This window comes from Kitasatospora sp. NPDC092286, from assembly GCF_044755565.1.
Taxonomy (GTDB): domain Bacteria; phylum Actinomycetota; class Actinomycetes; order Streptomycetales; family Streptomycetaceae; genus Kitasatospora.
Genome location: NZ_JBIVRD010000021.1, coordinates 110,874 through 134,299, shown reverse-complemented (window position 1 = coordinate 134,299; position 23,426 = coordinate 110,874). Strand labels below are relative to the sequence as shown.

Genomic DNA, 23,426 nt, shown 5'->3' with positions numbered 1-23,426 from the left:
CCCCACGCCTGCGAGGTCACGCCGACGTCCCGCTTACGACAGGTCCTTGCGCATCAGCGCGCACATGGTCTCGTACCGGTGGATCGAACCGTCCGGCGCTTCCTCGTCCCATGCGTCGGGCTGCCGGTCGTAGGCCACGTATCCGAGCCGCTCGTACAGTGCGCGGGCCCGCGGGTTGCTCTCCTCGACACCGAGTTCGGCCCGCAGGATCCCGCGTGCCCGGATGCGGTCCTCCGCGGCCCGGACGAGCAGCGTGCCGAGACCGCACGACTGCAACGCCGGAAGCACCGCGAGCTGCCACAGTGTGCCCGCTCCCGGCCTTGCCCGGTAGTCGACGCCGCCGATCGCCACGGGAAGACCGACCGCCGTACAGACGGCCAGGTAGTCCACCTCGCCGGCCGCCGCGCGCTCCAACTCCTTGGCCACACAGCCCAGATGAGTAGCCGATCCGGACCACGCGCACATCGGCAGATCTGCGGGCGTCAGATCACGCACGCGGACCGGTACAACGACCTCGGTCCCGCCAGTAGGCAAGAGGTTCATGCTCTCATCTCAGCAGGGCAGGAAGAGGCATGCCAGGGAATTTCGCGGACTGCACCGCATGCCACTCCTGGGCAGGAGACGAATCGGATCCGGCGCCACGATCGCATCCCGCTTTTCGGTGGACAAGTGCAGGGAAAACTGGGGAAGTTATGGATTCCGTTGTAACGGTGACACAGGACGACCGGACCGTCGAAACGGCGAATCGCACTCCTGGCAAGGGATTCCGAAATACCGTCAGGTCCACCGCCAGGCCCAATACCGGAAACTTTGATGCGGCCTGCTCGTTGAGCGGGTTGCGCCAAGGCCCGGACAGGTGAAGTCGTGCGCGGTGCACTGCACGGCGGCCGCCTCGACGGTGCAGGGGACCTCGCGGATCACCGCCGGACGGCGGCGATGATCCGGGTGACGGTGTCCTGCACGCTGGTGGTGCCCGCGTTCCACCGCTGCGTCCGCTCGCTGAAGGGCCTGGCGAACGTGGTCGTCGAGGGCAGACCACGGGCATGTGAGCAGTACTCATGCAATACCAGCACTTTTCCCTTTCGGGAGGGATTCCCGAATCATCTCATTTGACTTCAGGGACCGCCCATGCCGCTCGAAGGCGGCATGCCCACTACCGGGGGCTCTGATGCCGTGCGCTGGACGGCTTTTGACGCTCAAGATCGTAAGCCGGTAGCGTCCGCTCGGCAATTCACGTGCGATGGGGGGGTATCAGCGCCTCCCTGCCACGTCATTTTCTGGGAGTTCTTGTGCGTATGGTTCGTAGAACGGTATGGCCGCTCGCCGCCGTGCTGGCAATACCCGTGATGGCCGGTTCGATTCCGGCCTCGGCTGCTGAGGCCACGGCGCCTCTGGCGGTGGAGGGCTTCTCCTATCCGGGGGCCGCGCAGATCCTCGCGGAGCAGCACATCACCCTGAAGTCGGGGGACGGGAACATCCAGCTGGCCGACTGCACCTCGACGGAGAACCTGCTGGAGGTGTTCAGCCGGACCCTGAACACCGGTCCCGCCAAGGTCTGTTTCCGCGTCACGGGGCCCGTCGGTTACCTGGCGCTGGAGCTTCCGAAGGTCTACAGCATCAAGGGCGACGACCACGCGGTCAAGGCCACGCTGAACACGGACGGCTCGGTCAGCAGCTTTGACGTCCGTAAGAACTACTACACGCCGGTAGGCGAGGGTGCCTCCGCCGAAGGAACCACCCTGCTCGAGCTGTCCGCCACCGACGGGCCGGCCGCACCGGCCGCCACCAGCGAGTATCCCGCGGTCGGCGCCCTCAACATCGGGCAGCCCGGCCGCACCGGCGCGCGGGCCTGCACCGCCACCCTGGTCGACCCGTACTGGGTCCTGAGCGCGGCCGGCTGCTTCACCGACAACCCCGCCACCCTCACCGCCGGCGCACCCGCGACCAAGAGCACCGTGACGATCGGCGGCAAGAGCGCCGCCGTCGTCGAACTCGTACCCCGCACCGACCGCGACCTCGTCATGGCCCGCCTTGAGGTGCCCGCCACCGGCGTCACACCGATGCCTGTCGCCACCACCGCGCCTGTCGCTGGTCAGGATCTCACGGCCGCCGGCTACGGCCGTACCAAGACCGCATGGGTGCCGGGCAAGCTCCATACCTCCGTCTTCACGGTCGCCGCCGTCGCCGCCACCGGCACCGACATCGTGGCGAAGGCTCCGGCCGACACGATCTGCCAGGGCGACGCGGGTGGCCCGGCAATCCGCAAGACCGATACAGGCTACGAACTGGCCGCAGTCAACAGCCGTGCCTGGCAGGGTGGCTGCCTCGGCACCCCCGCATCCGAGACCCGCACCGGCGCCGCCGGCACCCGCGTGGACGACATCGCCCTGTGGATCACGCGGACGGCAAATTCGACGCCGTCGGGCACGGTCACCACCGGCTCGCCGTTCACGATCGTCGACCCGGCCGACGGTCACCTCGTGACCTACCTGCGGGACAGCAACAGCCAGCTGTGGTCGGTCGACCCGCAGGGTGAGGGCTGGAAGAACTGGGGAGCGTACGCGGCCGCTGACCCCGTCGCCGTGGTGAACCCGGCGAACAACCACGTCATCGTGTACGTCAACGGCCCCGACAACAGACTGTGGTCCTTCGACGAGCGCGCGAACGAGAACCAGCGCTGGACGAAGTTCGACAAGACCTCCTCCAACACCGTCCTCGCGCCGGGCTCGGTGCCCAGCACCGTGGTCGACCCGGCCGACGGTCACCTCGTCACCTACATCCGCGACACCGCCAGCCACCTGTGGTCGGTGGACCCGCAGGGGGAAGGCTGGTCGGACTTCGGCGCCATGGCCGCAACCTCCCCGACCGCCATCGCGGCCAACGGCCACGTCGTCGTCTACGTCAACGGCCCGAACAACCTGCTGTACTCCGTTGACCAGCGGGGCAACGGCTGGACGACGTTCGTCGAGACGCCTTCCCACACGGTCCTGGCGCCCAACGCCGTTCCCCACACGGTGATCGACCCGGCCGACGGTCACCTCGTCACCTACATCCGCGACACCGCCAGCCACCTGTGGTCGGTGGACCCGCAGGGGGAAGGCTGGGTCGACTTCGGTGCCATGGCCGCAACTGACCCCACCACCATCGCCAGCCCCTCCGGCCAGCACCACCTGATCACCTACGTCAACGGGCCCGACAACCGCCTGTTCATGGTCGACCCGCTGGGCGTCGGTTGGACCATCTTCGACAAGACCCCCGACGACACCGCTCTGGCGGCCGACACCGTGCCGCACACGGTCGTGGACCCGGCCGACAACCACCTGGTCACTTTCGTCCGCGACACCCGCAACGTCCTGTGGGCCGTGGACCCGCAGGGCGAAGGCTGGACCAAGTACCACGGTGGGCCGTCAGCTCCCTGACTCGACGTCAACACCCGTATGCCGAAGGCTGGTCCCACCACACCGGGGCCAGCCGCCAGACGCGGCAGCAGCCCACGCCACGGAACCACATCACGGTCGAAGGCAGGGTTCGGGAACGGATATCGCCCGGCGCGCTTGTATCCGGTGCTGTCCGAACGATCGGCCCGGTAACGCCGTGGTCGTGGCACCCAAAAATGATCAGCGACACCACCCGCCTGTTCGCCACCCGCACCGACACCCAGATCTGGACCACCGACAAGAAGCCCGACGCCTCCTGGACCACCCTCACCGGCCCAGCAGGATCCAGAACATCACCGCCACCGTCACCGGCTGAGCGGCCAACCCCGCAGCGGCCGGGGGTGATGTCCGGCTCCGGACATCACCCCCGGCCCGTCGGCGATCGACATCTGCTGTATGTCACGGGCGGCGCGCTCTGAGCGCGCCGCCCTGGTACCAAGCGATCGCCAGCTGTCGGCACGGGTGCCGACAGCTGGCGATCGCTTGGTACCTGAACAGGAAGGAATCTCGAGTTCAATGAAAATGTCTTCGATACCACGGGCCGGGCGGCGCAAAGTCGCCACCGGGCTCGTGGCCGGCAGCCTGCTGGTGGGGTTGCTGACGATTCCGGCGGCGGCCGATGCCCCACCGGCGACAGGACCGGTCGCCGACCGGATGAAGGCGGTGGCGGCGTGGCAGACCGGCGGGCCGGCCGTGCGCCGGGCCGCGGAGACCGCGCTGGCGGGCTCCGACGCGGACGTAACGGCGTTCGTACTGACCGGCAGGGCCATCGCCGCGGAATACGACCTGCGGGCGCGCGTCGAGGAACTGATCGCGATCGCCGGTCCGGGGGTCCGCGAAGCCGCAACCGCCGCACTCGCAGGCCCTGCGGCCGGCCTGCAGACCTTCCTCGACAAGGGGATCCAGAACCCGTACGAGCACGACCAACGGGTGCTGCTGTCACAGATCATGTCGACCGGCAGCCCGGCGGTGCAGGACGCCGCGAACAAGGCGATGGCCGGCACGCTGGAGGACGTCACCCAGTTCCTGAACGTCGGTCAGTTCAACGCCAGGGAGCACGACGACCGGGTCAAGCTGTCCCAGCTGATGAACGCGGGCGGCCCGCAGGTGCAACAGGCCGCCAACATCGCGATGGGCGGCGGCGCCGAGGACGTCCAGGACTTCCTGCGCTACGGCTACCAGACCGCCGCGGCCCACGACCAGGAAACCCTGACCGTCGCACAGCTGGCGGACCTGACGAAGAACGCCGCCGCCCAGGCCGGCGAGCAGGCGAGAATCGCCAGGGACGCGTCCGCCAAGGCGCTCCAGGCGACCGCGCTGGCCAAACAGGCGGCGGAGCGCGCCGCGGATGAGACCCGGGCCTCCCAGGCCGACGCCGCGAAGGCATCGAACGCGGCCGACCGGGCGGCGGACGCCGCCGTTCGGGCGGCCAAATCCGTCCAGGCGGCAACGACCGCGGCCAAGGCGGCGAACGAGGCCGCGCGGCAGGCCGCGGCCGCCACAGCCGACGCGGCGGCCGCCGCCATGAAGGCGGGCAAGGCCGCCACCCGGGCGCTGTCGGCGGCCGCCGGCGCCGCTGGCGACGCTCGTATGGCCGACCAGGCACGCGCGGCGGCCGTCGCGGCCCGCAACGCCGCGGCCGACGCCCGCACCGCCGGCGAGGCCAGCGGCTGGGCGGAACGGGCATCGACCCAGGCCAAGTCAGCGGCGCTGGACGCCGAATCCGCGGGCGCCAACGCCGCTGCCGCCGCGCAGGCCTCCGCCGACGCGGCCGCTGCCTCGGGCGTCTCCGGGGACGCCGCGGACCGGGCCAGGAACGCAGCCGCCCGGGCCAGGAGCGCCGCCGCGGAAGCCAGCCGCGCGGCGAAGGCCACCACCAAGATCGCCGACGACGCCGCCGCGGCCGCCCGTGCGTCGAAGCAGGCCGCGAACTCCTCCGCCGCGCATGCCGACGCAGCGGCGGCGGCAGCGGAGGAGGCGGCCGCGCACGCCGGCGACTCGGCCAGAGCCGCCGCGACCGCGCAGGCCGCGGCCACCACTGCCGAGGCAGCCGCAGTGACCACGGAGAACGCGGCGAAGCAGGCCCACGACATCACGGCCATCGCCCGCGCCTCCGACCAGGAGCGCCTGGACGCGCAGCAGGCCGCCGAGGTGGCCATCGCGCAGCAGGCCTACCGGGACGAGGACCTGAAGAACCGAAGGGCGGCCTGGGAGGCCGGGAAAACGACCCAGCTCGCAGCCGACACCGAGCGGCTGATCTCCGAGGCCACTGCCGCCGGGGTGGACCAGAAGGCCGCGGTGGCCAAGGGCCGTCAGGCCGCGGTGCGGCTGCTGGACGCGGGCGGCCCCTGGGCCCAGACCGCGGCGCAGACCGCACTGGAGGGATCGGACGGCGCCGTCCTCGCGTTCCTCAGCTCCGACCTCGCGCAGGCCCGGGAACAGGACGACCGCGGCAGCGTCATGGGCATCGCCGAAGGATCCACGAACCTGGAGCACAAGCTCGCGGCCGAGACCGCCTCGGTGGGCACCGCCGCGCAGGTCCGCGACTTCCTGACCACCGGCGCCTACCCCGGCCAGGAACACGACGACCGGGTCCTGCTCTCACAGATCATGACCGCCGGCGGCCCCGGCGTGCAGGACGCCGCCAACACCGCCATGGGCGGCACCCACGCCGACGTCCGCGCGTTCCTGACCAAGGGTCAGTACATTGCACGCGAACACGACAACCGGGTCCTGATCACCCAGGCCATCGCCTCCGGCGGCCCCGAGGTGAAGGCCGCCGCCCAGGCCGCCATGGCCGGCCCCGCCTCCGGCCTCAAGCCGTTCCTCGAAACCGGCCTGCCCCTGGCCCGCCAGCGCGACGCCTTCACCGCAGCACACGTCGCCACCATCAACTCCTACCTCGCCGCCATCGACGGCTCCGTCGCCCTGGCCCGCGAATACGCGGCCCAGGCCGCCCAGTCCTACGCCACCGCCCGCGGCGCCGCCAACGAAGCCGCCGGCTACGCCAACCAGGCCCAGGCCTCCGCCGCACAGGCCGCCGACTGGGCGACGAAGGCCGCCAACTCGGCCGCACAGGCCAAGGCCTCCGCCGACCAGGCAGCCGCCCACGCCAAGCAGGCCCGCACCGCAGCCGCAGCCGCGCAGGCATCGGCCCGAACCGCCGGCATCTCCGCGAACGCGGCAGCCGGATACGCCCAGCAGGCCAAGAAGTACGCGGCGACCGCAAAGACCGCCTCCGACGAGGCCCGGGCCTCAAAGATCGCCGCTGACAAGAGTGCCGCCGAGGCCGACCAGGCGGCGAAGGAGGCGCTGGCCGAGGTCGCGAAGAAGCAGCAGGCCGACACCGCCGAAGGCAAGATGCAGCACGAGACGGCCACCGTCGACAACAACGGCCGCGTCACCTACATCGACGTCATTCCCCGGCCCGACGTGAAGTACGAGAACGTCCGCGACACCATGGCCACGTGCGTCCTCAGTGACCCTCACCTGACGACGTCGAACGGCTATCCCGTCGCCCTCCCCAAGTCCAAGGCCTGGCACACCAACGCCGCAGGCGACTCCATCTGCACGATCACCGTCACGGTCAAGGTCACCGGCACCCACGACTACTTCCTCAAAACCTGCCCCGAGCCGAACCTCTCCATCGCCGCCTGCCAGGGCAAATACAGCACCTGGGACACCCTCCTCCTCCGCAGCGAGCCGATCAACTCCCAGTACGACACCACCGTCGACATCACAGAGTTCGACTACCGCACGAAGTACTCACCGCAGGGCGCCGCCAGCCGGTTCGTGGTGGACACCGTCACCAGTGACTTCGTCAACTGCTACAAGAGTCCCGGCGTCAACGCCTCCTGTGCCTGGGCCGCATCCAACTTCATCCCGTACAAAACCCTCCTCACAGGCGTCAAGGGCGTCGTCGCCTTCCGCTTCGCCCTCGAAACGGGTGTCGAGCTCGAACAGGCCAAGCTCGCGCTCCAGGCAACCCTCAACGGCTACAGCGACGCAGTCACCAGCAAACTGCTCGCCACCGCCGACGCCATCACAGCCTTCCGCAACACCCTCAAGGACGGCGTGGGCAGTGATGCAGCGCTCAAGGCCCTTCGCGATAACCGCAACATCGACCGAGGCCTGGTGCAACAGGCCGAATTTGAAGCCGAGATCGCGGACGGGGTCCGCACGTCGTGCCGGAACAACAGCTTCCCGGCCGGCACGAGCGTGATCATGTCCGACGGGACCAGCCGGGCCATCGAGACGGTGCGGGCAGGCGATCAGGTGCTGGCCACCGATCCCGCCACGGGTTCCACCGGGTCCCAGCCGGTGACCAGCACCTTCGGGCACCCCACCACCCGCCTGATCGACATCGACACCGAGCGCGAGGGCCGGATCACCAGCACGGCCGGACACCGCTTCTACGTCGACCGGGCCGGTTGGCGCGAGGTCTCCGACCTCCACGTCGGCGACGTCCTGGTCGGCAGCGACGGGTCGCACAACCTGGTGACCGGTCTCCACGAACGGACGGACGCCACCCAGGCGGTGTACGACCTCACCGTCGACGGCACGCACACCTTCTACGTGCGCGGGCCGCAGAACACCGGCAGCGGCATTCTCGTCCACAATTGCTTCGACCTGTGGGGCGACGAACTGGGCAGGAACCAGGACGCCCGCGCCCACACCATCAAGAAGCACGTGGCCCATGGCGCCTACGGCCCGAACGGCGAATTCGCAGGGGTCACGCCCGCAGAGGCGGCAGCGCTGACTACCGCCACCGACCCGAACGGGGTGTTCGCCGACCTCAGCATCGCTGAGGATGCACTGCGATCGGCCCTCGACAAGAGTCAGGACGCGCTTCGCACCTGGGGACAGCCGGGCCAGCCGGACTTCAAGGAGATCACCGTCGATGTCGATGTCATCAGGAGCGGCCAACGCCTGACCTCGTTGGGCAAGGTGTACCCTCCGGGTGGCAGTCTCGACGCTGCTGATGCTGGAACCAGGGTCAAGGTCCGGCTGCTGAGGGCGGACAAGCACAATGGCAAGAAGTGGATCATTGGTTCCATCTTCCCGCTGGGCCGGTGATGCGTGATGACTGAGAGATACGGCGGAGACGAGTTCGGGCTGCCTCACCTGGGGCAGGTGTTCCACCACAGCTGGCGGGACGAATGGGCCACCGAGGCGCAGGCACTGGCGTACTACGCCGACGGCATGCCGCCACACCTCGTCGAGGCGCTCCTCGTCGACGCTCTCCGGGTCGCCGCTCCAGCCGTGCCGACCTGGGTGTTCGAAACGCTCTGGGCGGTGGGAAGCGAGCGCCGCCTGGAGCTCAGGAACGAGGGGATCGACCCGCGCGACTGGATCCTCGAAGTCATCCGGCTGTGCCGGGAGCGACTCCGCGCGGAGGGCCTCACTCCCCCGGAAGAGGTACCGCCCAGCCCGTACCAGCACCTGACAGGAGCCGTCCTGGACGAGATCATGATCGTCACTCCCGGCCTCCTGGAGCTGGTACAGGACTCGTCCTGGAAGTCCATCCCCGGTGTGGTGCCCGCACTCAGCCACACCGTCCTCCACGCCTGCCCCGACCTGGCGTTCCGCTTCCTCCTGCGCGCGCTCACCTATGGACCGCAGATCACCCGGAAGCAATACGAGCGGTACATAGACCTCGGGCGTCGATTCGAGTACGGGGAACTCCTCGTCGGAGGTTACGAGCACCTGACGGTCTGAGACCGTCGACGGTCACGGGCGCGCAGTGGGTAAGGATCACGTACCCACTGCGCGCCCTTGCGGTTGCCTGACGGAGCCATCTACTCGTCGGCATGACGCTCAATACCATGGCCGACGCCGTCGGAAAGATCCTCGTCACGGCCGGGTGGGTCGTCGGCCGCAAAAGCGCATCGCCTTCAGATACCGCGTGAACCGGACGATCCGGAGTGGTCGGGTAGCCGGGTCACATTGCCGTGACCCGGCCCCTCAGAACCGGACTTGCCCGATTTCCAGGCATCCGGCTCAAGCAAGCCCCGAGGGCTTCGCAGGTTGGTGTGGTTCGTTTGCCGTCGCCCGCGTGGTGCTGGCGGTGGCATTCGGAGTGCACGAGGCGGAGGTTGTTCCACTCGTCCGTGCCGCCGTCGCGCCGGTAGGTGAAATGATGCTTGTGGAGCATCTTCTTCGAGGCCGCGAACCAGTCGATCCGCTCGTGTGAGCTGTCCGGTTCGTACTCGGCTCCGGCGATCAGCGCTTGTTTGCAGAAGGGGCAGAGCCCCTGCTGCCGCACCGCCAGGACGAGACTGGCCTTGCCCATCAGCGGTGGCGCCTTGCATCGGCGGCGTTCCCTCCAGCGCTTGGTCGGGGTTGGGTCGTCCGGGGACGCTCCGCCCTTGACGAGTTGGTGGCGGACGATTCGTGTCCAGGCGAACTTGGGAAGGAATGCGCCGCTATCGCGGCTACCGAAAACCCATTTGTCCTGCAGCGTGCCGTCCCCGTCCTTGCCGCTCTCGCTGGACATCCCGGCGCCGATGTTCGCCGGCGGGTGGCGAGTTCTTTTGCGGGGGTGGCCACTGGACTGCCGGACGGGCCGGACATCCGCGCGCTCATCACGCTGACCCGTGACGAGGATCCGGAGGTTCGTAACCGGGCAACGTTCACGCTGGGCTTCCAGGTCGAAGTCGACAGCCCCGGGATCCGGGCCGCGCTCTGGGAGCGGACGACCGACGAGCATGCGGATACCCGGGAGGAAGGCATCCGTGGACTCGCCCGGCGGCATGACCGGCGCGTCGTCCCGCTGCTGGCCGAATTGCTCAACGACCCTACTGGCGTCCCCGCCCTCACCTTCAGTGCGGCTCGGATCATGGGCATCCCCGAACTGCTGCCGGACCTACTGGAGTACGAGCCCGACGGCGCCGGAGTCACCGCCGTCGTCAACGCCTGCGACCCGGTGGAACGGGCCCGGTTGGATGCATCCGCCTGGGACCTGCTGTGCGCGCTTGACCGGCTCCGCCCCGACCTGGAGGCCTCTGTGCACATGGGGCGCTTCGACTCCGGTATCCGGCTTGGCCTCGGCGCCAGCTTCGGTTCACCGGGCTACGACGTCGAGGCGCTGCTCCGGCGGGCGGGCGGCGACCTCGCGCACGCTGCCGAACTGGTCGCGGCCGACCAGCCAAGGAGCCTTGGGCAGAGCAGCTGAGCCCTGGACCGGGGACACCCGGATCATCGTCCGGCGCGAGAACGCCCCGCCCGGGGCACCCGGCTCTCCCTGTTCGACCTGGAGAAGGCCGCCGCACGCGGCCACACGGGCCGGGAACGCCGACCGTTCCTGAACACCGCTGCGAGCCCACGGGCAATCAGGACCACTGCGGGCTCGACCAAGACCCATCGGGTGTCGGACAGATCGCCGCGGTACGACCTCCTCGTACACGGTCTTCACCAGCTGATGGTCAGCCTGGTGTGCGGGCGGGTGATGCGTGTTCCGGGGCCGAGCCGGTCGTCGGGGGTGGCGGCCGGGTGAGCGGTGACGGTGGGCTGGGCGGGGCGCTTCCGGCTCCAGTGGTGCAGGAGGTCTCCGGTGAGAGCGGCCAGCTTGTCGGCGTCCGGCCCGTAGGCGGCGATGCCGAGTTCGTCGGTGTCGTCGTCAACGGCTCGGGTGGTGAGGTAGGCGAAGGCCGCGCCTTGATGGAGGGCGGCGCCCGACCAGCGCACGGCGGGGTCGGCCGGGAGGAGTGCGCGTGTGGCCGGGCCGACGGACAGTTTGCCGAAGTGGAGCCCGGTGTCGGTGGTGGCGAGCCAGAGATCGAGGTGGGCAGCGGGTTCGTCGTGCCGTACGTGGATGCCGGTCCACTTCAGGTGTGCGGGGTGGGTCAGGGCCCTGGCGAGAGTCTCCTGGTCTGGGTGGTCGTCGGCGTCGACCTTGAGGATGGCGTCGTCGGCAAGGCGAACGTGGATCTCGCCCATCTCGGCGGCGCCTCGCAGCGGGACGAATCCGCACACTGCGGCGTCGGTGGCCACCATGCGGTCGTCGGCGGTGCGGATGAACGCGAGCGAGCGGGTCAGGCCGCTTCCGTGCAGGCGCAGTGGGACGACGAGGCGTCCGGTGGGGGCGAGTTGGATCCACCAGGCGGCGGGGATGTCCCAGGCTCCGGCGGTGACGATGATGCGGTCGAACGGCGCGCGGTCCGGGTCGCCGAGAACGCCGTCGCGGCACAGGACGATGACGCGGTGGTATCCGGCGGCGGCCAGGTGGGCGCGGGCGCTTTCGGTGAGGTCTTCGTCGAGTTCGATGGTGACGACGGTGCCGGTGGGGCCGGTGAGTTCGGCGAGGAGGGCGGCGTTGATACCGGTGGCCGCGCCGATCTCCAAAACGCTTTGCCCGGGGGCTGCTTGGAGCTGTTCGAGCATGGTGGCGACGATGTTGGGGCTGGAGGCTGAGGAGAGTGCGGTGCCGTCGGCGGCGCGCTTGGTGACCACCTGCTTGGGCTGGTAGGCGGTGGCGAGGTCGACCTCGGGCAGGAACAGCTCCCGTCGCACGGCGAGGAAGGCGTCGCGGACGGCCTTGGTACGGAAGGTGTGGAGGCTGTCGATCCTGGTGACGAGGGCGTCGCGCAGGGCCTGCGGGTCGGGGGCCGGGCTGGTGGCGTTCATGGATGCTGGCCTGACTGTCGGGGTGGTCGGTGTGCGGCGGGAGTCGCGGTCGGCGCCGGATCGGTGGTGGAAGACGGTGTGCTGGGCGGCGGTGGCGAGTGCGGCCTGCCGGTTGGCGGGAATGCCGAGCCGGTTGAAGGCGAAGAGCAGGTGGTCTGTGAGGACGGCCCGTATACCGCGTTCCAGGTGGCCGTGGTGGGCGAGGTCGGCGAGCGCGTGGCCGGCGGCCTCGAAGGCTGTCGGCCACGCGGGCTCGCGGGAGAGCGGGCTGCCGGGACGGTCGGCGGCGGCGGTGATGAGGGTCTGGACCGCTGCGAGGGTCGAGGCTGACGGCTGGGGGCTTCCGGCGGTGGCGCGATGCTCGGCGACCGATGCCCAGATGTCGCCCTGTTCGTAAAAGTCCTGGCCGGCCGCACGCATCAGACGGGTGGCCAGCCGTCCCCCGATCTCGGTGCGGTGGTCGCCTGTTTCGGCGGTGTGGGCGAGGTGGTCGAGGACGTGGCGACTGTCCGCGTGGAACAGGTGGTGGGCGATCTCCATGGCCGGCTGTCCGCCGAAGCGGCGGGTCTCCGGCTCGTACACCACGCCATGGGCGAGGGAGCGCAGCCCGGGCAGGGCGGTGAGCTGGTCAAGGAGGACGGCGGCGGAGTTGTCGCGACCCGGGGCGGAGCGCAGGCGCAGCCGCCACGTTTCGCCTTTCCGAATGAACCACCAGGCGACGAGGGCGGAGGTGTCCTCGGCTTCGGTCAGGAGCGGGAGGAGGTCGGCGGCGGCGCGTTCGGCGTGCTGCCAGGTGTCGAAGTGAAGGTTGGTCTGGCGCCAGTCGGCGGACGGGGTGTGCGTGGGGCCGGGCATGTGGTCGTTCCTCTCAGCCGATCAGCAGGCAGGTGGTCCAGCCGTCGGTGCCGGCGGTGGCGATGCTGTGCAGAGTGAGGGCGACGCCGGCGCTGCCCTCGATGAGACCGGGCAGCGCATCGGGGGCGGTGTGGTGTCCGTGGTCGAGCAGGCGTTGGATCAGGTGGTCCACCTGGTGTGAGAGGTGGGGTGTGTCGGCGTCGGCGGCCGCGTGCCAGGCGGTGGCGGTCACGCCGGCCCAGCCGTGGCAGAGAGTGGGGTCGGTGAGGCGGTTCAGTTGGACGGGGTCGGCCAGGCAGGAGGCGAGGGCGTGTTCTGCGGCGCGCTGGCGGGCGGTGTCGCCGAGTGCGAGGGCGGCGAGCTGCTGGGCGCGGGCGAGGCCTGGTGTGCCGTAGCACCAGGAGGGCCTGTTCGGCCCTCCCTGGTGAGGGCACCCGTCGTCGAGTTCGTCGAGGGTGATCCGTTCGGGCCACCAGGGTCCGGCGGGCGAGGCCTGGCGCCAGGCGTCGAGGTGCTGGCAGATGGTGTCCACGGCCTCGTGGTGGCCGTCGACGGTGACACCCTCGCGCGCGGCGAGTGCCAGCAGGGCCAGGGGGCCGGCGATGCCGTGGGCCATAGCGAGGTTGGCGTGTCCGTCGGCGAAGGCCGGATCGTCGCAACGGGCGGGCACCTCGGCGGTCCACCAGCCCGGCGCCCTGGTCCCGGCTGTGTCGCGGGCGGCGATGGGGTGGGTGAGGCGTACCAGGTAGACGAGAACGCGCCGCAGGAGACCGCTGCCAGGGTCGGCCCGCAGTAGGTAGGCGCCGAGGCCACTCAGGCCGCGCGTGAGGTCGAACTCGTACGGTGAGGGGCGCAGAGCGGCATCCATCCGCTGGTCGGCGGCGGTCAGCCGGTCGGCGGTGAGGCGGGTGACCGCCTGGTGGAGGCGGGCGGCTGCGCCCGGGTAGCGGCCGGGTGTGGCGACAGTAAGGGCGAAGGCAACGGCGGGGGCGCCGAACCACAGCCCCGCTCCGGTGCCGACGCTCAGGTCGTCGCGGGTGGCGCGGGCCAGCCAGGCGTGCACGGGCGCGGTGTCGGCGAGTTGGGCGCGGGCCCGCAGGCCGTGCAAAACGGCGACTCCGGCAGCGCCCTTGGACAGGGACTGGTCGCGCCAGCGCGCACTGCCGGGGGCGGTGTCGGCTCCGAAATCCACGTCAGGCGGAACCGCGAGGGCGGCGGCGAGGTGTTCGGCGACGGCTGCGGCACGCTCGCGCAGCGCCGACGGGTACGACGTGTTCCCCTTCGCCACGGTCATCGGTCCCCTTCCCGGTTCGGCCGGTCGACGGGGTTGGCGGTGCTGGCCAGGGCGATGCCCCGGGCCAGCTTGTACGTCGTGCCCTCGCCGACGGGGTCGATACCGCACGCGCGGGCGTGGTGGAGGTGCAGCAGTGAGCCGAGGACGCTGTCGGGAGAAGGCCGACCGCCTCGGGCGGTGAGCTGTGCGGCGTAGCGGGCCGCTGTGTCGGCGCGGTCCGCCCAGGCGGCGGCCAGTTCCCGGCCGCCTGCCAGTGACCGGAAGGCGGTGCGGTCCTGGTCGAGGATCAGTGCGTGGCGGCGCATGGCGCGGTCCTGTGCCGAGGCCCCGGCAGTGTGTTCGGGGTGCCGGAGCAGCCAGTGCATTCCCGCTGGTCGGCCCCCGGCGACAGCGGCGGCCAGGGCAGCCAGGCTCACGGCGGTCAGCGCCTGCGGTGGGATGTTCCGGTTCGCGGCGAGGAAGGAGAGCTGGGCGAGGACGGCAGTCGAGTCGGCGCTGAACAGCCGCTCTGCGGCGGCCATCGCCGGCCCGGTCCCGTAGCGTCCGGTCTCAGGCTGGTAGGTGTCCAGGGTGACCTCGTCGGCCAGGCCGGCGTGCCGCAGCTCCCGGGCCCAGGCGGCCACCTGACCGCAGGCGTGCCGGTGGTCGGGCTCGTGCAGGCGCAGTCTCAGGTGGGGGACGGGGGTGCGGTACCGGACGAACCACCAGAGCGGGGGCGTCGGCCATTGGTTCAGCAGGTCCGGCAGGCGGTGGGTGAGGATTTCGTCGACCGTCTGCGGGGGTCCGTAGAGCCTGGCGGACACCACGCCGTCGCCGTCGTGCGGGTTGGCGACCGGCGGAGGGCGGGTGCTGCTCAGGAACGCCGGAGCAGGGCGCGGCGGGGCGATGGCCGCCAGCGGGATGACGATCTCGTGGGCCCGGCCCTCGCACCAGCCGAGCTCGGCCGTGGCAGGCGCTTCCGAGATTCTGAGCGGGGCGGCTGTGGGCGTGGCATGGCGTCGCAGGACGGCCACGTCCATCGGGTTGTCCAGGTCCAGCCGCAGAAGCCGGTCACCGTTGCCGAGCGCCACCCGGGCGGGCACCGCTCGGGTGGCGCGCAGCCGCCGTACGGCTTCCTCCCACTGGTCGGTGGGGGCATCGGGTCCAGGGAGGTCAGCGGGGTCGACAAGCCACTGGGCCGGGGCGAGGATGCTGCGGCCGTGGCGTACACGCGGCAGCCGGGGCAGGCAGCCGGCGATGCCCCAGTCGAACACGGCGACCGCCGGGTGGGCGGCGCGCGGGATCTCGAACAGCAGCCGCGCCAGCGGCAGCATGGTGTGCCGGGCCGCGGCGAGCGGCAGCATCGGTTCCACGACCCGGCCTCGCGAACGGGAGATCACGTACAAGCGCTGCGCGTCCGCCGCGACGGCCAGATCCGCGAGCGGCAGAGTTCCGCGCGTGTCGGCGCGGTGCTCACCCACGGGGATCACCCACGGCAGGACGGCTGGAACGCGCAGCACGTTCTCAGTACGAACATGCCTCGGGGGAAAGGACAGTTGTGCGGCGATGGCGCCGTGCACGCTGGTCGGCTGGTCGGAGTGGAGGGCAGCGTGTCGGCGGCCGCCGTTCTCCAGCAGGTCGAGGAACCGTCCGGTGGTCGCGCCTCGGCGCCCGAGCCCCCGCACGGTCAGGGTGAACTCGCCTCGGTCGATCGCGCCCAGGTCCACAGCACACAGGTCGGCCAGGGCATCGACCGCTGTCACCGGCCGGTGTGGTGTTTCGGTCAGGGGAGCGATCCGGTCGAGGACGGCGTCGTCGAGGGCGATCTCCTCGTGGCCCTCCAACGCGGCCTGCTGGGCAAGGGCGAGCAGGGCCTTGTCCCGCCGCGTCACCCCAACGCCGGCCTGCGGATCGGTGAAGTGGAGCGGGTGGCCGAGCCCCCGGGTCGGGTCGGTGAGCACTGCGAGCGGCACCAGGACGCCGGAACCGTAGCGGGCCAGGAAGTCCCGGTGGTAGGCGCACCAGGACGGGCTCGCCGTGGGCTGCGGACTGAGCCGCATCAGCGCTCCGGCTGCGGCGGCGGCCTCGTCGGCGACCGCCTGTGGCAGCATCAGTGCCGCGCCGAGCCGCAGATCCACGGCCAGGGGTTGGTCAGCGCCCGGGGCCATCGCACGCATCCGCTCGGCCACCCGGAGGCGGCCGAGCTCCCCGGATCGGCCGGTGCCGTTCAGCTCGCGGTAGAGGGCATGCAAGTCCCTGCACAGCGCCGCCGCCTCAGGCACGGCGTCGGCGCCCGCCGTATCCAGTTGTCCGAGCACGTGGGCGAGGGGGTCGGTGCAGGTCCCGGGCGCCCGCAGACTGCTGATCAGCACGCCACACGCCACCAGGCCGCCCACCACCTCTCGCAGCGCGTCGCGGGCGACACCGGGAAACCGAGCCACGACCCCGTCCACCAGGGCGGCGGCAGCAACGGGTGTCCGGGCCGCCACCGTGATCGCGCGCACCACCGGGGTCAGGCGAACCGACACCTCCTCGACGGCATCGCCGCCACCGCAGACGGTACTCAGATGCGGCTGGCACGCCACCACCAGCCTCGAACCCCGCTCAATCGCACAGTCGTTGGCGACGACTGGCAGCCGCTCCAGCAAGGGCAGGCACGCTTCGAGACGTGCGATCACCTCGGCAAGCCACACTGCGTCCGGGCGGGCCCGAAGTCGGTGGTCCCCGCTCCACCGAAAGCGGGCGCCCTCACCGAACCGGAGGGTTCCGACCCCGGCGAACGCACCGAACGGGGTGGCCCGGCCCTGAGCACGGAGCAGGTAACGGGCCAGGGACATCGTCGTACGGCGCAGCCGGATACCGGAGTCACCCCCTCCGACGAGAAGCTGCTCGATCCGGCCGGCCAGGGACGGACTGGCCAGGGCGACGGCCTGCGCCAGGGGCCGGATCGTCCAGACCCGCGCGATCCACCTCCGCTGCTCGGCCGCGTCCGCGCTCTCACCCGGCCAGGCAGGCAGATCACCGGCAGCGCCAATCACACTCGCCCGCCACAACGCTGTCCCCAACGGCTGATAGTGCGAACCGTGTTCACCTGCTGCCATGTCCTTACCTTTCGGTCGGGAACGGGCGGTCGCCCGGGGTACCTGGGCGGGAGTTTCTCGGCCCGCCCAGGCACCTAGTCAGGACAGGGTCAGCAGTCGCTGCCGCGGACGGTGTCGCACCCGTCGTCGGTGCTCGACAGCAGAGCTGCCGCCACCGGGCCTGCGGTGACGATGGTGACGTCCAGGTCCAGGTCGACGGTGTTGGTCTCCGACAGGGGCTGGGTCCGTGCGGTGCTGGTCGTGTTCATCCTGCAGTTCCTCCTTCGCAACCAAGGGAGTGCTTCGGACGGTGGTGCGTGCGGCTGCCGGGCAGCGCCCTGCCGGCGCTGCCACAGCCGCTCCCCGGCCACCCGGCCGGGAGCTGATGGATCCGCCCGTACCTGCGCTGGGCTGCTGCCGTGCCCGACGACTCGGTGCAGTTGTCGGGCACGGCAGCTGTCGTCTTCACACGTCAGCCGTCTCCCCGCATGCGCGCGGTTCAAGAGCTGGGCCCGGCTGTAGACCCCGCCCTGTGGCCCGCCGACCGGTTCTTCGGGCCCGGTGGGAGCGTAGTGACGATTACCGTGGGCCTGCACTGGAATCCGGAAAGTGACGCCAGGTCCGCGATCGCAACCGGCCCCCGGCGTACCGGACAGCCCATGTCCGGGCGTGTCAGTGCGCCCCAGCGTGAGCCCCGGCGCGCACTGACACGCTCACGCCCCCAACCCGCGCCTCACGCCAAGACGCGCGGCAGGGTCACCCCCACCCATTCCTCGGGCTGCGACAGATGCGGAGCGTGACCGGCACCCGTGTACAGGTGCCGTTCCGCCTTCGGCAGGGTGAGGTCGATCATGTCCAGCACCTCGCCGTACATCGGCGCGCTGTCGTCGCTCTGCGTCAGCAGCGCGGGTTCCGTGTACCGGGCGAGCGCGTTCAGGTCCAGGTCCAGCGCGTCGGGGTCGCGCAGTTCGTCCAGGTACGTCGGCGCGTTCCGGATGTAGGTGTGCCGGATCGGCGCGGGCAGCTGCTCCCACGCCCCCGGGCCGAACGCGAGCGACTCCACGAACAGCTCGGCGGCCGCGGCCGACTCCGCCTGCTCCAGCAGCTCCCGCACGGCGTTGATCCGGTCCGCGAAGGCCGTGCCGATGGGCCGCAGAGTAGGGTCGGCGAGCAGCATCGACGTCCCCGGCGGCTCGTGCACGGCCAGGCCCCGCAGGAGGTCGGGACGGGCGGCGGCGAGCCGCAGCACGACCAGCGAGCCGTACGAGTCGCCGCAGACGAAGGCGGGCGCGAGGCCGAGCCCCTGGATCAGGCCGGCCAGGTCCGCCGCGTCCTCGTACACCGAACCCTGGGTGAGCAGGTCCTCGCTGCGGCTGTGCCCGCGCCGGTCGTAGGCGACCACGGTGGTCCGCTCGGCGAGTCCGGGCATGACACGCGCCCAGCTGTCGGCGTCGCTCCAGGAGCCGTGGACCAGCACCACCCCGGGCCCGGAACCCCGGGCCTCGTAGTGCAGCGCCACCCCGTTCACCCTGATCTCGGCCATCACGGGCCTCCCGATCTCGTCGTGCCCCGGTCCTCCCCACCCACCAGCGTGGCACACCCGGACGGGCCCGGGTGCGCCACGCTGAGGACCACGCCGGATGGGGTCAGATCAGCGGGCCGAACACCCCTCGCTCCCAGTGACCGAGCCAGGAGGCGGTGGCCGAGGGCTGGTCCTGGCCCTCCGTGGACTCGTCGTACGGCAGCACGGCGGTGGGCGCGAACCAACCCTCGCCCGGGTCGATCCGCAGCCGCAGGACGCGCAGCGGGCGGCGGAGGGTGACGAAGAACCGCAGGTCGTTGGTGCGCGGGTGGTGGGTCTCGTACCGGTCGTGGAGGGTGCGGCAGATGGACTTGATGTCGGTGTCGGCGAGGAGCAGGTAGCGGCTGCCGGGTCCGAGGTTGACGCAGAGGCGTCGGCGGGCCGTCTCCCGGGCGGCGTACGGCAGGTTCTGGTGGTTGTCGACGTGCAGGCCGGGGCGCAGGCCGGTGTCGGCGCTGAGGTGGGTGGTGGGCTCGCCCGGCGGGTCGTCGGTCTCACCGAGGGTGACGGGGACGGGGTCACCGAGGGTGCCGACGAGCGCGGTGAGGGCGTCCCGGCCGGTGACGGTCTCGGGGAGCCGGAACAGTTCGATGAGACCGCTGTCCCGGCTGAAGATGCTGGGCGCGAACCGCTCGGGGTAGCCGTCGGGGAGGGGTTCCCAGTGGCCGTCGGGCAGGACGGCGCAGGTCTCGTAGCCGGGTTCGATGGCGAGTCTGCGGATACCCGCGATCTCACAGCGGGCGTGCAGGGCGGCGGGGTCGCGGAAGGCGATGGCGGCGGGGTGCATGGGGGTGTTTCTCCGGACGAGTCGAGGGGGTCAGCGGTCGGAGCTGCGGTGCAGAGAGTGGGGGTGGGGCTGGGGCTGGTACCGGTACTGGCGCCGGTGCCGGCGGTCGAGGAAGGTGTCCGACCAGCTGACGCCGCGCATCAGGGCGGCGGCGAGGGTCGTCCACCAGACGACGCGAGCGGTCGCGGGCTCGCCGGGGTCGACGAGGGCGGAGGCGACGAAGGCGGTCCCGAGGCTGAGGGCGAACACGACGGCGAGGGCGGCGAGTTCGGCGGTGCTGGGGCGGCCGGTGGCCGGGCGGTCGGTGGCCGGGCGGTCGGCGGTCGGGTGGCCGATGGTCCGACGGGCGGTGGGGGTGACCGAATGACCTTCGCGCGCGGCGTGATCACGTCCGGCGGTACTGCGGCGGTGCTTGGGACGGCGCCGGTGCTTGGGGCGGCAGTCCGTGGTCATGGCGTTCAACTCCTGAGTGGCGCCGGGCGGTTCTCCCCCTCGGCGAGCAGAACGCGCACCCACACGCGCTTGCCCGCACCACGCCGTATGACCACTCCGAAGTCGAACGCCAGCTGCCGGACCAGCTCGATCCCGCGCCCGCCCTCGCCGAACCGGCGAGGACGGCGCTCCTGGAGCGGCAGGTCGCAGCGCGGGTCCCAGACCTCCAGGCGGCAGTCGCCGCCGAACTCCTGGAGGTAGAGCCGGACTTCGCCCTGCCCCTGGCAGGCATGGACGATCGCGTTGGTCACGAGCTCGGAGACGATCAGGACGAGGTCGTCGACACGCTCGCCCTGCCACCCCCAGTCGGTGAGTCGCTGGTGGACCTGGTGGCGGGCGGTCCGGACCGAGCGGTCGTGCTCGGTGAGGATCGCCTCCCAGGTCTGGAGGACAGGTCTGCTCAAAGTGGACATGGTTCGCCCCTTCGCCTCGGTTGCGGGCGGAAATTGGCAGCACGCACGACGCGACGACGCCCCGTCAGGAGCGTGTCCGTGCGGTCACGTTGAGTGTGGGGCCTGGCTATTCGAAAACGCAACAAGAACGCCCTAGAAAATCGGTGGATCATGAAACCGGCTTGAGTCGAGCCGCCATCTCCGGCAAGACTGGTCGTCCACACCCGAAGGGAGAAGCCTCACTTGAGCACTGACCGGTCCGCGATCAGGCAGATCAGGCTCGGCGACGAGTTGCGCGCCTTGCGGCTGGAGAACAACAAGACCCTCATCGATGTGACAACAGGCCTGAAGGGTTGGAGTCCAGCTCGCCTCAGCAAGATGGAGCGGGCCGACCAGCCCGTCGGCCCAGCCGACCTGACTACGCTCCTGGACTACTACGGAGTCGCCGGCGCAGACCGCGAGTACTTCGAGAACTTGCTCGGGAGCGGTCCGTCGAGGCAGTGGTGGCGCGACCTCGACTATGCCGAGACCATCACCCCGGCCTTCGCGGAGTACCTCGCCCTCGAAGCGGACGCGTCGCACATACTGAACTACTTCCCCTCAGCGTTCCCCGGACTGGTCCAGACCGAGGGCTACGCAAAGGAGATGATCGCCGCAGGAGTCGACGCTCCCAACGAGGAGTTGGTCGAAGCAGGAGCCGAGGTTCGCATCCTCCGCCAGCGTCGACTGACAGAGGATCCGGTGCTCGATTTTGAGGCATACTTCGGCGAGGTCGCGCTGCTTGTTGCGGGTAACCAGGATGTGTTGGCCGGGCAGATTCAGCATGCAATCAAGGTGTCCCAGTACCCGAACATCGCACTGCGCATGGTCCCGCTGAGCGCCGGGCGACCGGGCATCCTGGCCTCAGGAATTACCCTCATGCGCTTTCCGGACGACCTTGACAATGGCTTCGTCTTCGTCGAAGCCATCGGCGGTATGCTCCCCCGGAGAACGGGACGCGACGTGCGGCGGGCCGAGAGGATGTTTGCCCGCGTCAAGCAATTCGCGTTGTCGCCGGAAGACACCATCACCGCCCTTGAGCGCAGGTTGGAAGAGCTAACGTGAGCAAAGACCACGACCCCTACGACCACAGCCCCGCCGACGCCGACTGGACCAAGTCCCCCTTCTCTGCCGAGGGCAACGGCGACTGCGTGATCATCGCCCGCTTCCCCAACGGCGATGTCTGGCTCGGCGACGACAAGAACCCCACCCGCCCCCACCTCGCCTTCGACCACGCCGAATGGACCGCCTTCGTCCAGGCCATCGAAGCCCACTCCCCCAACTTCACCACCTGAACTGCACCAGCTGCACGGCCCTGCCCCCTCCGGGCAGGGCCATCGCGCGCGTAGGAGGAGATCCCGTGACCAAGAACCACGACCCCTACGACCACAACCCCGCCGACGCCCAGTGGACCAAGTCCCCCTTCTCTGCGGAGGACAACGGCAACTGCGTGATCATCGCCCGCTTCCCCAACGGCGACGTCTGGCTCGGCGACGACAAGCACCCCACCCGCCCCCACCTCGCCTTCGACCACACCCAATGGACCGCCTTCGTCCAGGCCATCGAAGCCCGCTCCCCCCACTTCACCCCCTGACCACCAGCACCGGTCAACAGCCGACCCACCTGATCTCCACGACGAGAACGACACACTGGCGGCTCGTCAGAATTGAAAACGCCTGACAGGCGGCCTCGGAGGCCCGATGCTGGTGCTCACGTCAACTCCGAGCGCAAGAATGCGCGAGGTACGTGACAGGAGGGGTATCAGTGGTTCATCGGAATCGGCCCCAACACCGGGGGCGGCGGCTCGCCGACGGTGTGGGTAGACGAGGAAGAGCGGGAACTGTTGATCCAGGGCTGGAACCTGACCCCGGAGAAGAGGACCCGGCTCAGCGAAACGGAGTGGGTGCCCGGCCACACCACCGGTATCCCTGGCCCTGGACCTGGCCCACGCCACCCTCACCGCAGGCCGCATCACCCGCCTGCGGGCCGAACGGGTGCGCCTGCAGGCTCTCCCGCGTCGTGTTCCGCGACTGCGAGCTCATGGGCACCACCCTGAGAGGCCTGACCCTCGACAACGTCCTCTTCGACGCCTGCAAGTTCGACTTCGCCACGTTCGAGAAGATCAGGGCCACCGGCCCCGTCGTGTTCTCCAGATGCGTACTGACAGAGGCGACGTTCACCGGCTGCGACCTGAGCCGGGCCGTCATCGACGAATGCGCGCTGCGCCGCACCGAGTTCGAACGCGGCTCCTACAAGGAGATGGACCTGCGCGGCAACGACCTCACCGAGCTGCGCGGTGCCGGGAACCTCGCGAAAGTCATCCTCGACCGGGGGCAGGAAGCCGAACTCGCCCGGGCCCTGGTCGCCGAGCTGGAGACCGTGTTCGGCGACGAGCTCGAAGACCCCGTACCCGGGAGGCCCCGGTGAGCCTGAAGATCGCGCTCCCCTCCCAGGAGCTTCGCAGGCGGTGCGAGTACACCACCGTCCGAATCACCACCGGCGGGACCGGGTACGAGGACGGAGCGGTCGTGCCTGCCGGACCGTGGCATCCGGTCACCACCGAGATGTGCCGGCAGTTGCAACCCGAACCCGAGACCCCCGACCCCGTACTCGTCGAGCTGGTCAGCGTCACCGGCATCGAACAGCCCCTGGCCTCGCGGGGCGTTCAGCCGACACCCCGCCCCCTCTTGACCGTGCCGACCCGGACCCTGCCGACCGCCGCGCTGCACGGTATGGACAGCGTGAAGTGCTCGTGCAACGCGGGCGACGACAACCCCCACTGATCGCAGGCGATCACTAACGCTCAGGCCCTGGCGCAACCCGCGCTTGGGCATGAGCCCTCTGTGCCGGGCGAGTAGCGTGGG

General features: G+C 70.4%; 21 protein-coding genes. 10 read left to right on the top strand and 11 right to left on the bottom strand.

Annotated features, from left to right (window positions below; genetic code table 11):
* Positions 1–33 precede the first annotated feature (33 nt).
* Both ACIQIB_RS22300 and ACIQIB_RS22295 read right to left on the bottom strand, forming a co-directional pair.
* Positions 34–543: a GNAT family N-acetyltransferase gene (locus ACIQIB_RS22300; RefSeq protein WP_400759974.1), complete on the bottom strand. Its 510-nt coding sequence runs from the start codon at positions 541–543 to the stop codon at positions 34–36.
* 374 nt (positions 544–917) lie between these two features.
* Positions 918–1,073 (bottom strand): hypothetical protein, encoded by a 156-nt coding sequence (locus ACIQIB_RS22295; protein WP_400759972.1) that lies wholly within the window; start codon positions 1,071–1,073, stop codon positions 918–920.
* A 222-nt stretch (positions 1,074–1,295) separates the two neighbouring features.
* Here ACIQIB_RS22295 and ACIQIB_RS22290 point away from each other — a divergent pair, with 222 nt between their 5' ends.
* The 4 genes from ACIQIB_RS22290 (at position 1,296) to ACIQIB_RS22275 (ending at position 9,155) form a co-directional block, all read left to right on the top strand.
* Complete coding sequence (locus ACIQIB_RS22290) at positions 1,296–3,419, top strand: trypsin-like serine protease (protein ID WP_400759969.1); 2,124 nt, start codon at positions 1,296–1,298, stop codon at positions 3,417–3,419.
* Between the two features lie 194 nt (positions 3,420–3,613).
* Entirely contained in the window at positions 3,614–3,856 is a 243-nt protein-coding gene (locus ACIQIB_RS22285) for a hypothetical protein (protein WP_400759967.1), read from the top strand.
* 103 nt (positions 3,857–3,959) lie between these two features.
* Positions 3,960–8,513 carry a polymorphic toxin-type HINT domain-containing protein gene (locus tag ACIQIB_RS22280; RefSeq protein ID WP_400759964.1) on the top strand — a complete coding sequence of 1,518 codons (4,554 nt, stop codon included), beginning with the start codon at positions 3,960–3,962 and terminating at the stop codon, positions 8,511–8,513.
* Positions 8,514–8,519: 6 nt separating this feature from the next.
* Positions 8,520–9,155 (top strand): hypothetical protein, encoded by a 636-nt coding sequence (locus ACIQIB_RS22275; RefSeq protein ID WP_400759962.1) that lies wholly within the window; start codon positions 8,520–8,522, stop codon positions 9,153–9,155.
* A gap of 223 nt (positions 9,156–9,378) precedes the next feature.
* On the opposite strand, the gene ACIQIB_RS22270 is transcribed toward ACIQIB_RS22275, so the two are convergent.
* Positions 9,379–9,933: an HNH endonuclease gene (locus ACIQIB_RS22270; protein WP_400759959.1), complete on the bottom strand. Its 555-nt coding sequence runs from the start codon at positions 9,931–9,933 to the stop codon at positions 9,379–9,381.
* A gap of 45 nt (positions 9,934–9,978) precedes the next feature.
* On the opposite strand from ACIQIB_RS22270, the gene ACIQIB_RS22265 reads away from it, so the two are divergent.
* A complete protein-coding gene (locus tag ACIQIB_RS22265; RefSeq protein WP_400759956.1) occupies positions 9,979–10,611 on the top strand; it encodes a HEAT repeat domain-containing protein in 633 nt (210 codons plus the stop codon).
* Between the two features lie 236 nt (positions 10,612–10,847).
* On the opposite strand, the gene fxlM is transcribed toward ACIQIB_RS22265, so the two are convergent.
* From fxlM to ACIQIB_RS22225, 8 genes are all read right to left on the bottom strand, one after another.
* Entirely contained in the window at positions 10,848–12,917 is a 2,070-nt protein-coding gene (gene fxlM, locus ACIQIB_RS22260) for a methyltransferase, FxLD system (protein ID WP_400759955.1), read from the bottom strand.
* 13 nt (positions 12,918–12,930) lie between these two features.
* Positions 12,931–14,211 (bottom strand): lanthionine synthetase C family protein, encoded by a 1,281-nt coding sequence (locus tag ACIQIB_RS22255; protein WP_400759952.1) that lies wholly within the window; start codon positions 14,209–14,211, stop codon positions 12,931–12,933.
* Entirely contained in the window at positions 14,208–17,228 is a 3,021-nt protein-coding gene (locus ACIQIB_RS22250; protein WP_400759950.1) for a lantibiotic dehydratase, read from the bottom strand. Before ACIQIB_RS22250 ends, ACIQIB_RS22255 begins: the two co-directional genes overlap by 4 nt.
* Positions 17,229–17,380: 152 nt before the next feature.
* Positions 17,381–17,539, bottom strand: a complete 159-nt coding sequence (locus tag ACIQIB_RS22245) for an FxLD family lanthipeptide (protein ID WP_363612180.1) — start codon at positions 17,537–17,539, stop codon at positions 17,381–17,383.
* A gap of 464 nt (positions 17,540–18,003) precedes the next feature.
* Complete coding sequence (locus ACIQIB_RS22240; RefSeq protein WP_363612178.1) at positions 18,004–18,813, bottom strand: alpha/beta hydrolase; 810 nt, start codon at positions 18,811–18,813, stop codon at positions 18,004–18,006.
* A 103-nt stretch (positions 18,814–18,916) separates the two neighbouring features.
* Positions 18,917–19,639 (bottom strand): hypothetical protein, encoded by a 723-nt coding sequence (locus ACIQIB_RS22235; protein WP_400658106.1) that lies wholly within the window; start codon positions 19,637–19,639, stop codon positions 18,917–18,919.
* A 30-nt stretch (positions 19,640–19,669) separates the two neighbouring features.
* Positions 19,670–20,092, bottom strand: coding sequence for a hypothetical protein (locus ACIQIB_RS22230; RefSeq protein WP_400759947.1), 423 nt, complete (start codon positions 20,090–20,092; stop codon positions 19,670–19,672).
* A gap of 5 nt (positions 20,093–20,097) precedes the next feature.
* Positions 20,098–20,544 (bottom strand): ATP-binding protein, encoded by a 447-nt coding sequence (locus ACIQIB_RS22225; protein ID WP_363612172.1) that lies wholly within the window; start codon positions 20,542–20,544, stop codon positions 20,098–20,100.
* Between the two features lie 222 nt (positions 20,545–20,766).
* On the opposite strand from ACIQIB_RS22225, the gene ACIQIB_RS22220 reads away from it, so the two are divergent.
* From ACIQIB_RS22220 to ACIQIB_RS22200, 5 genes are all read left to right on the top strand, one after another.
* On the top strand, positions 20,767–21,627 hold the full coding sequence (locus ACIQIB_RS22220; RefSeq protein WP_400759943.1) for a helix-turn-helix domain-containing protein: 861 nt from the start codon (positions 20,767–20,769) through the stop codon (positions 21,625–21,627).
* Positions 21,624–21,857, top strand: coding sequence for a DUF397 domain-containing protein (locus ACIQIB_RS22215; RefSeq protein ID WP_400759941.1), 234 nt, complete (start codon positions 21,624–21,626; stop codon positions 21,855–21,857). Before ACIQIB_RS22220 ends, ACIQIB_RS22215 begins: the two co-directional genes overlap by 4 nt.
* Positions 21,858–21,922: 65 nt before the next feature.
* A complete protein-coding gene (locus tag ACIQIB_RS22210) occupies positions 21,923–22,156 on the top strand; it encodes a DUF397 domain-containing protein (RefSeq protein WP_400759939.1) in 234 nt (77 codons plus the stop codon).
* A 446-nt stretch (positions 22,157–22,602) separates the two neighbouring features.
* Positions 22,603–22,989, top strand: coding sequence for a pentapeptide repeat-containing protein (locus ACIQIB_RS22205; RefSeq protein ID WP_400658118.1), 387 nt, complete (start codon positions 22,603–22,605; stop codon positions 22,987–22,989).
* Positions 22,986–23,345 (top strand): hypothetical protein, encoded by a 360-nt coding sequence (locus tag ACIQIB_RS22200; RefSeq protein WP_400658120.1) that lies wholly within the window; start codon positions 22,986–22,988, stop codon positions 23,343–23,345. The genes ACIQIB_RS22205 and ACIQIB_RS22200 overlap by 4 nt, the downstream gene beginning before the upstream one ends.
* Positions 23,346–23,426: the final 81 nt, after the last annotated feature.

Coding starts and splice junctions, on each gene's coding strand:
- ACIQIB_RS22300 (WP_400759974.1), bottom strand. CDS start 543: ATGAACCTCTTGCCTACTGGCGGGACCGAGGTCGTTGTACCGGTCCGC.
- ACIQIB_RS22290 (WP_400759969.1), top strand. CDS start 1,296: ATGGTTCGTAGAACGGTATGGCCGCTCGCCGCCGTGCTGGCAATACCC.
- ACIQIB_RS22285 (WP_400759967.1), top strand. CDS start 3,614: ATGATCAGCGACACCACCCGCCTGTTCGCCACCCGCACCGACACCCAG.
- ACIQIB_RS22280 (WP_400759964.1), top strand. CDS start 3,960: ATGTCTTCGATACCACGGGCCGGGCGGCGCAAAGTCGCCACCGGGCTC.
- ACIQIB_RS22275 (WP_400759962.1), top strand. CDS start 8,520: ATGACTGAGAGATACGGCGGAGACGAGTTCGGGCTGCCTCACCTGGGG.
- ACIQIB_RS22270 (WP_400759959.1), bottom strand. CDS start 9,933: ATGTCCAGCGAGAGCGGCAAGGACGGGGACGGCACGCTGCAGGACAAA.
- fxlM (WP_400759955.1), bottom strand. CDS start 12,917: ATGCCCGGCCCCACGCACACCCCGTCCGCCGACTGGCGCCAGACCAAC.
- ACIQIB_RS22255 (WP_400759952.1), bottom strand. CDS start 14,211: ATGACCGTGGCGAAGGGGAACACGTCGTACCCGTCGGCGCTGCGCGAG.
- ACIQIB_RS22245 (WP_363612180.1), bottom strand. CDS start 17,539: ATGAACACGACCAGCACCGCACGGACCCAGCCCCTGTCGGAGACCAAC.
- ACIQIB_RS22240 (WP_363612178.1), bottom strand. CDS start 18,813: ATGGCCGAGATCAGGGTGAACGGGGTGGCGCTGCACTACGAGGCCCGG.
- ACIQIB_RS22235 (WP_400658106.1), bottom strand. CDS start 19,639: ATGCACCCCGCCGCCATCGCCTTCCGCGACCCCGCCGCCCTGCACGCC.
- ACIQIB_RS22230 (WP_400759947.1), bottom strand. CDS start 20,092: ATGACCACGGACTGCCGCCCCAAGCACCGGCGCCGTCCCAAGCACCGC.
- ACIQIB_RS22225 (WP_363612172.1), bottom strand. CDS start 20,544: ATGTCCACTTTGAGCAGACCTGTCCTCCAGACCTGGGAGGCGATCCTC.
- ACIQIB_RS22205 (WP_400658118.1), top strand. CDS start 22,603: ATGGGCACCACCCTGAGAGGCCTGACCCTCGACAACGTCCTCTTCGAC.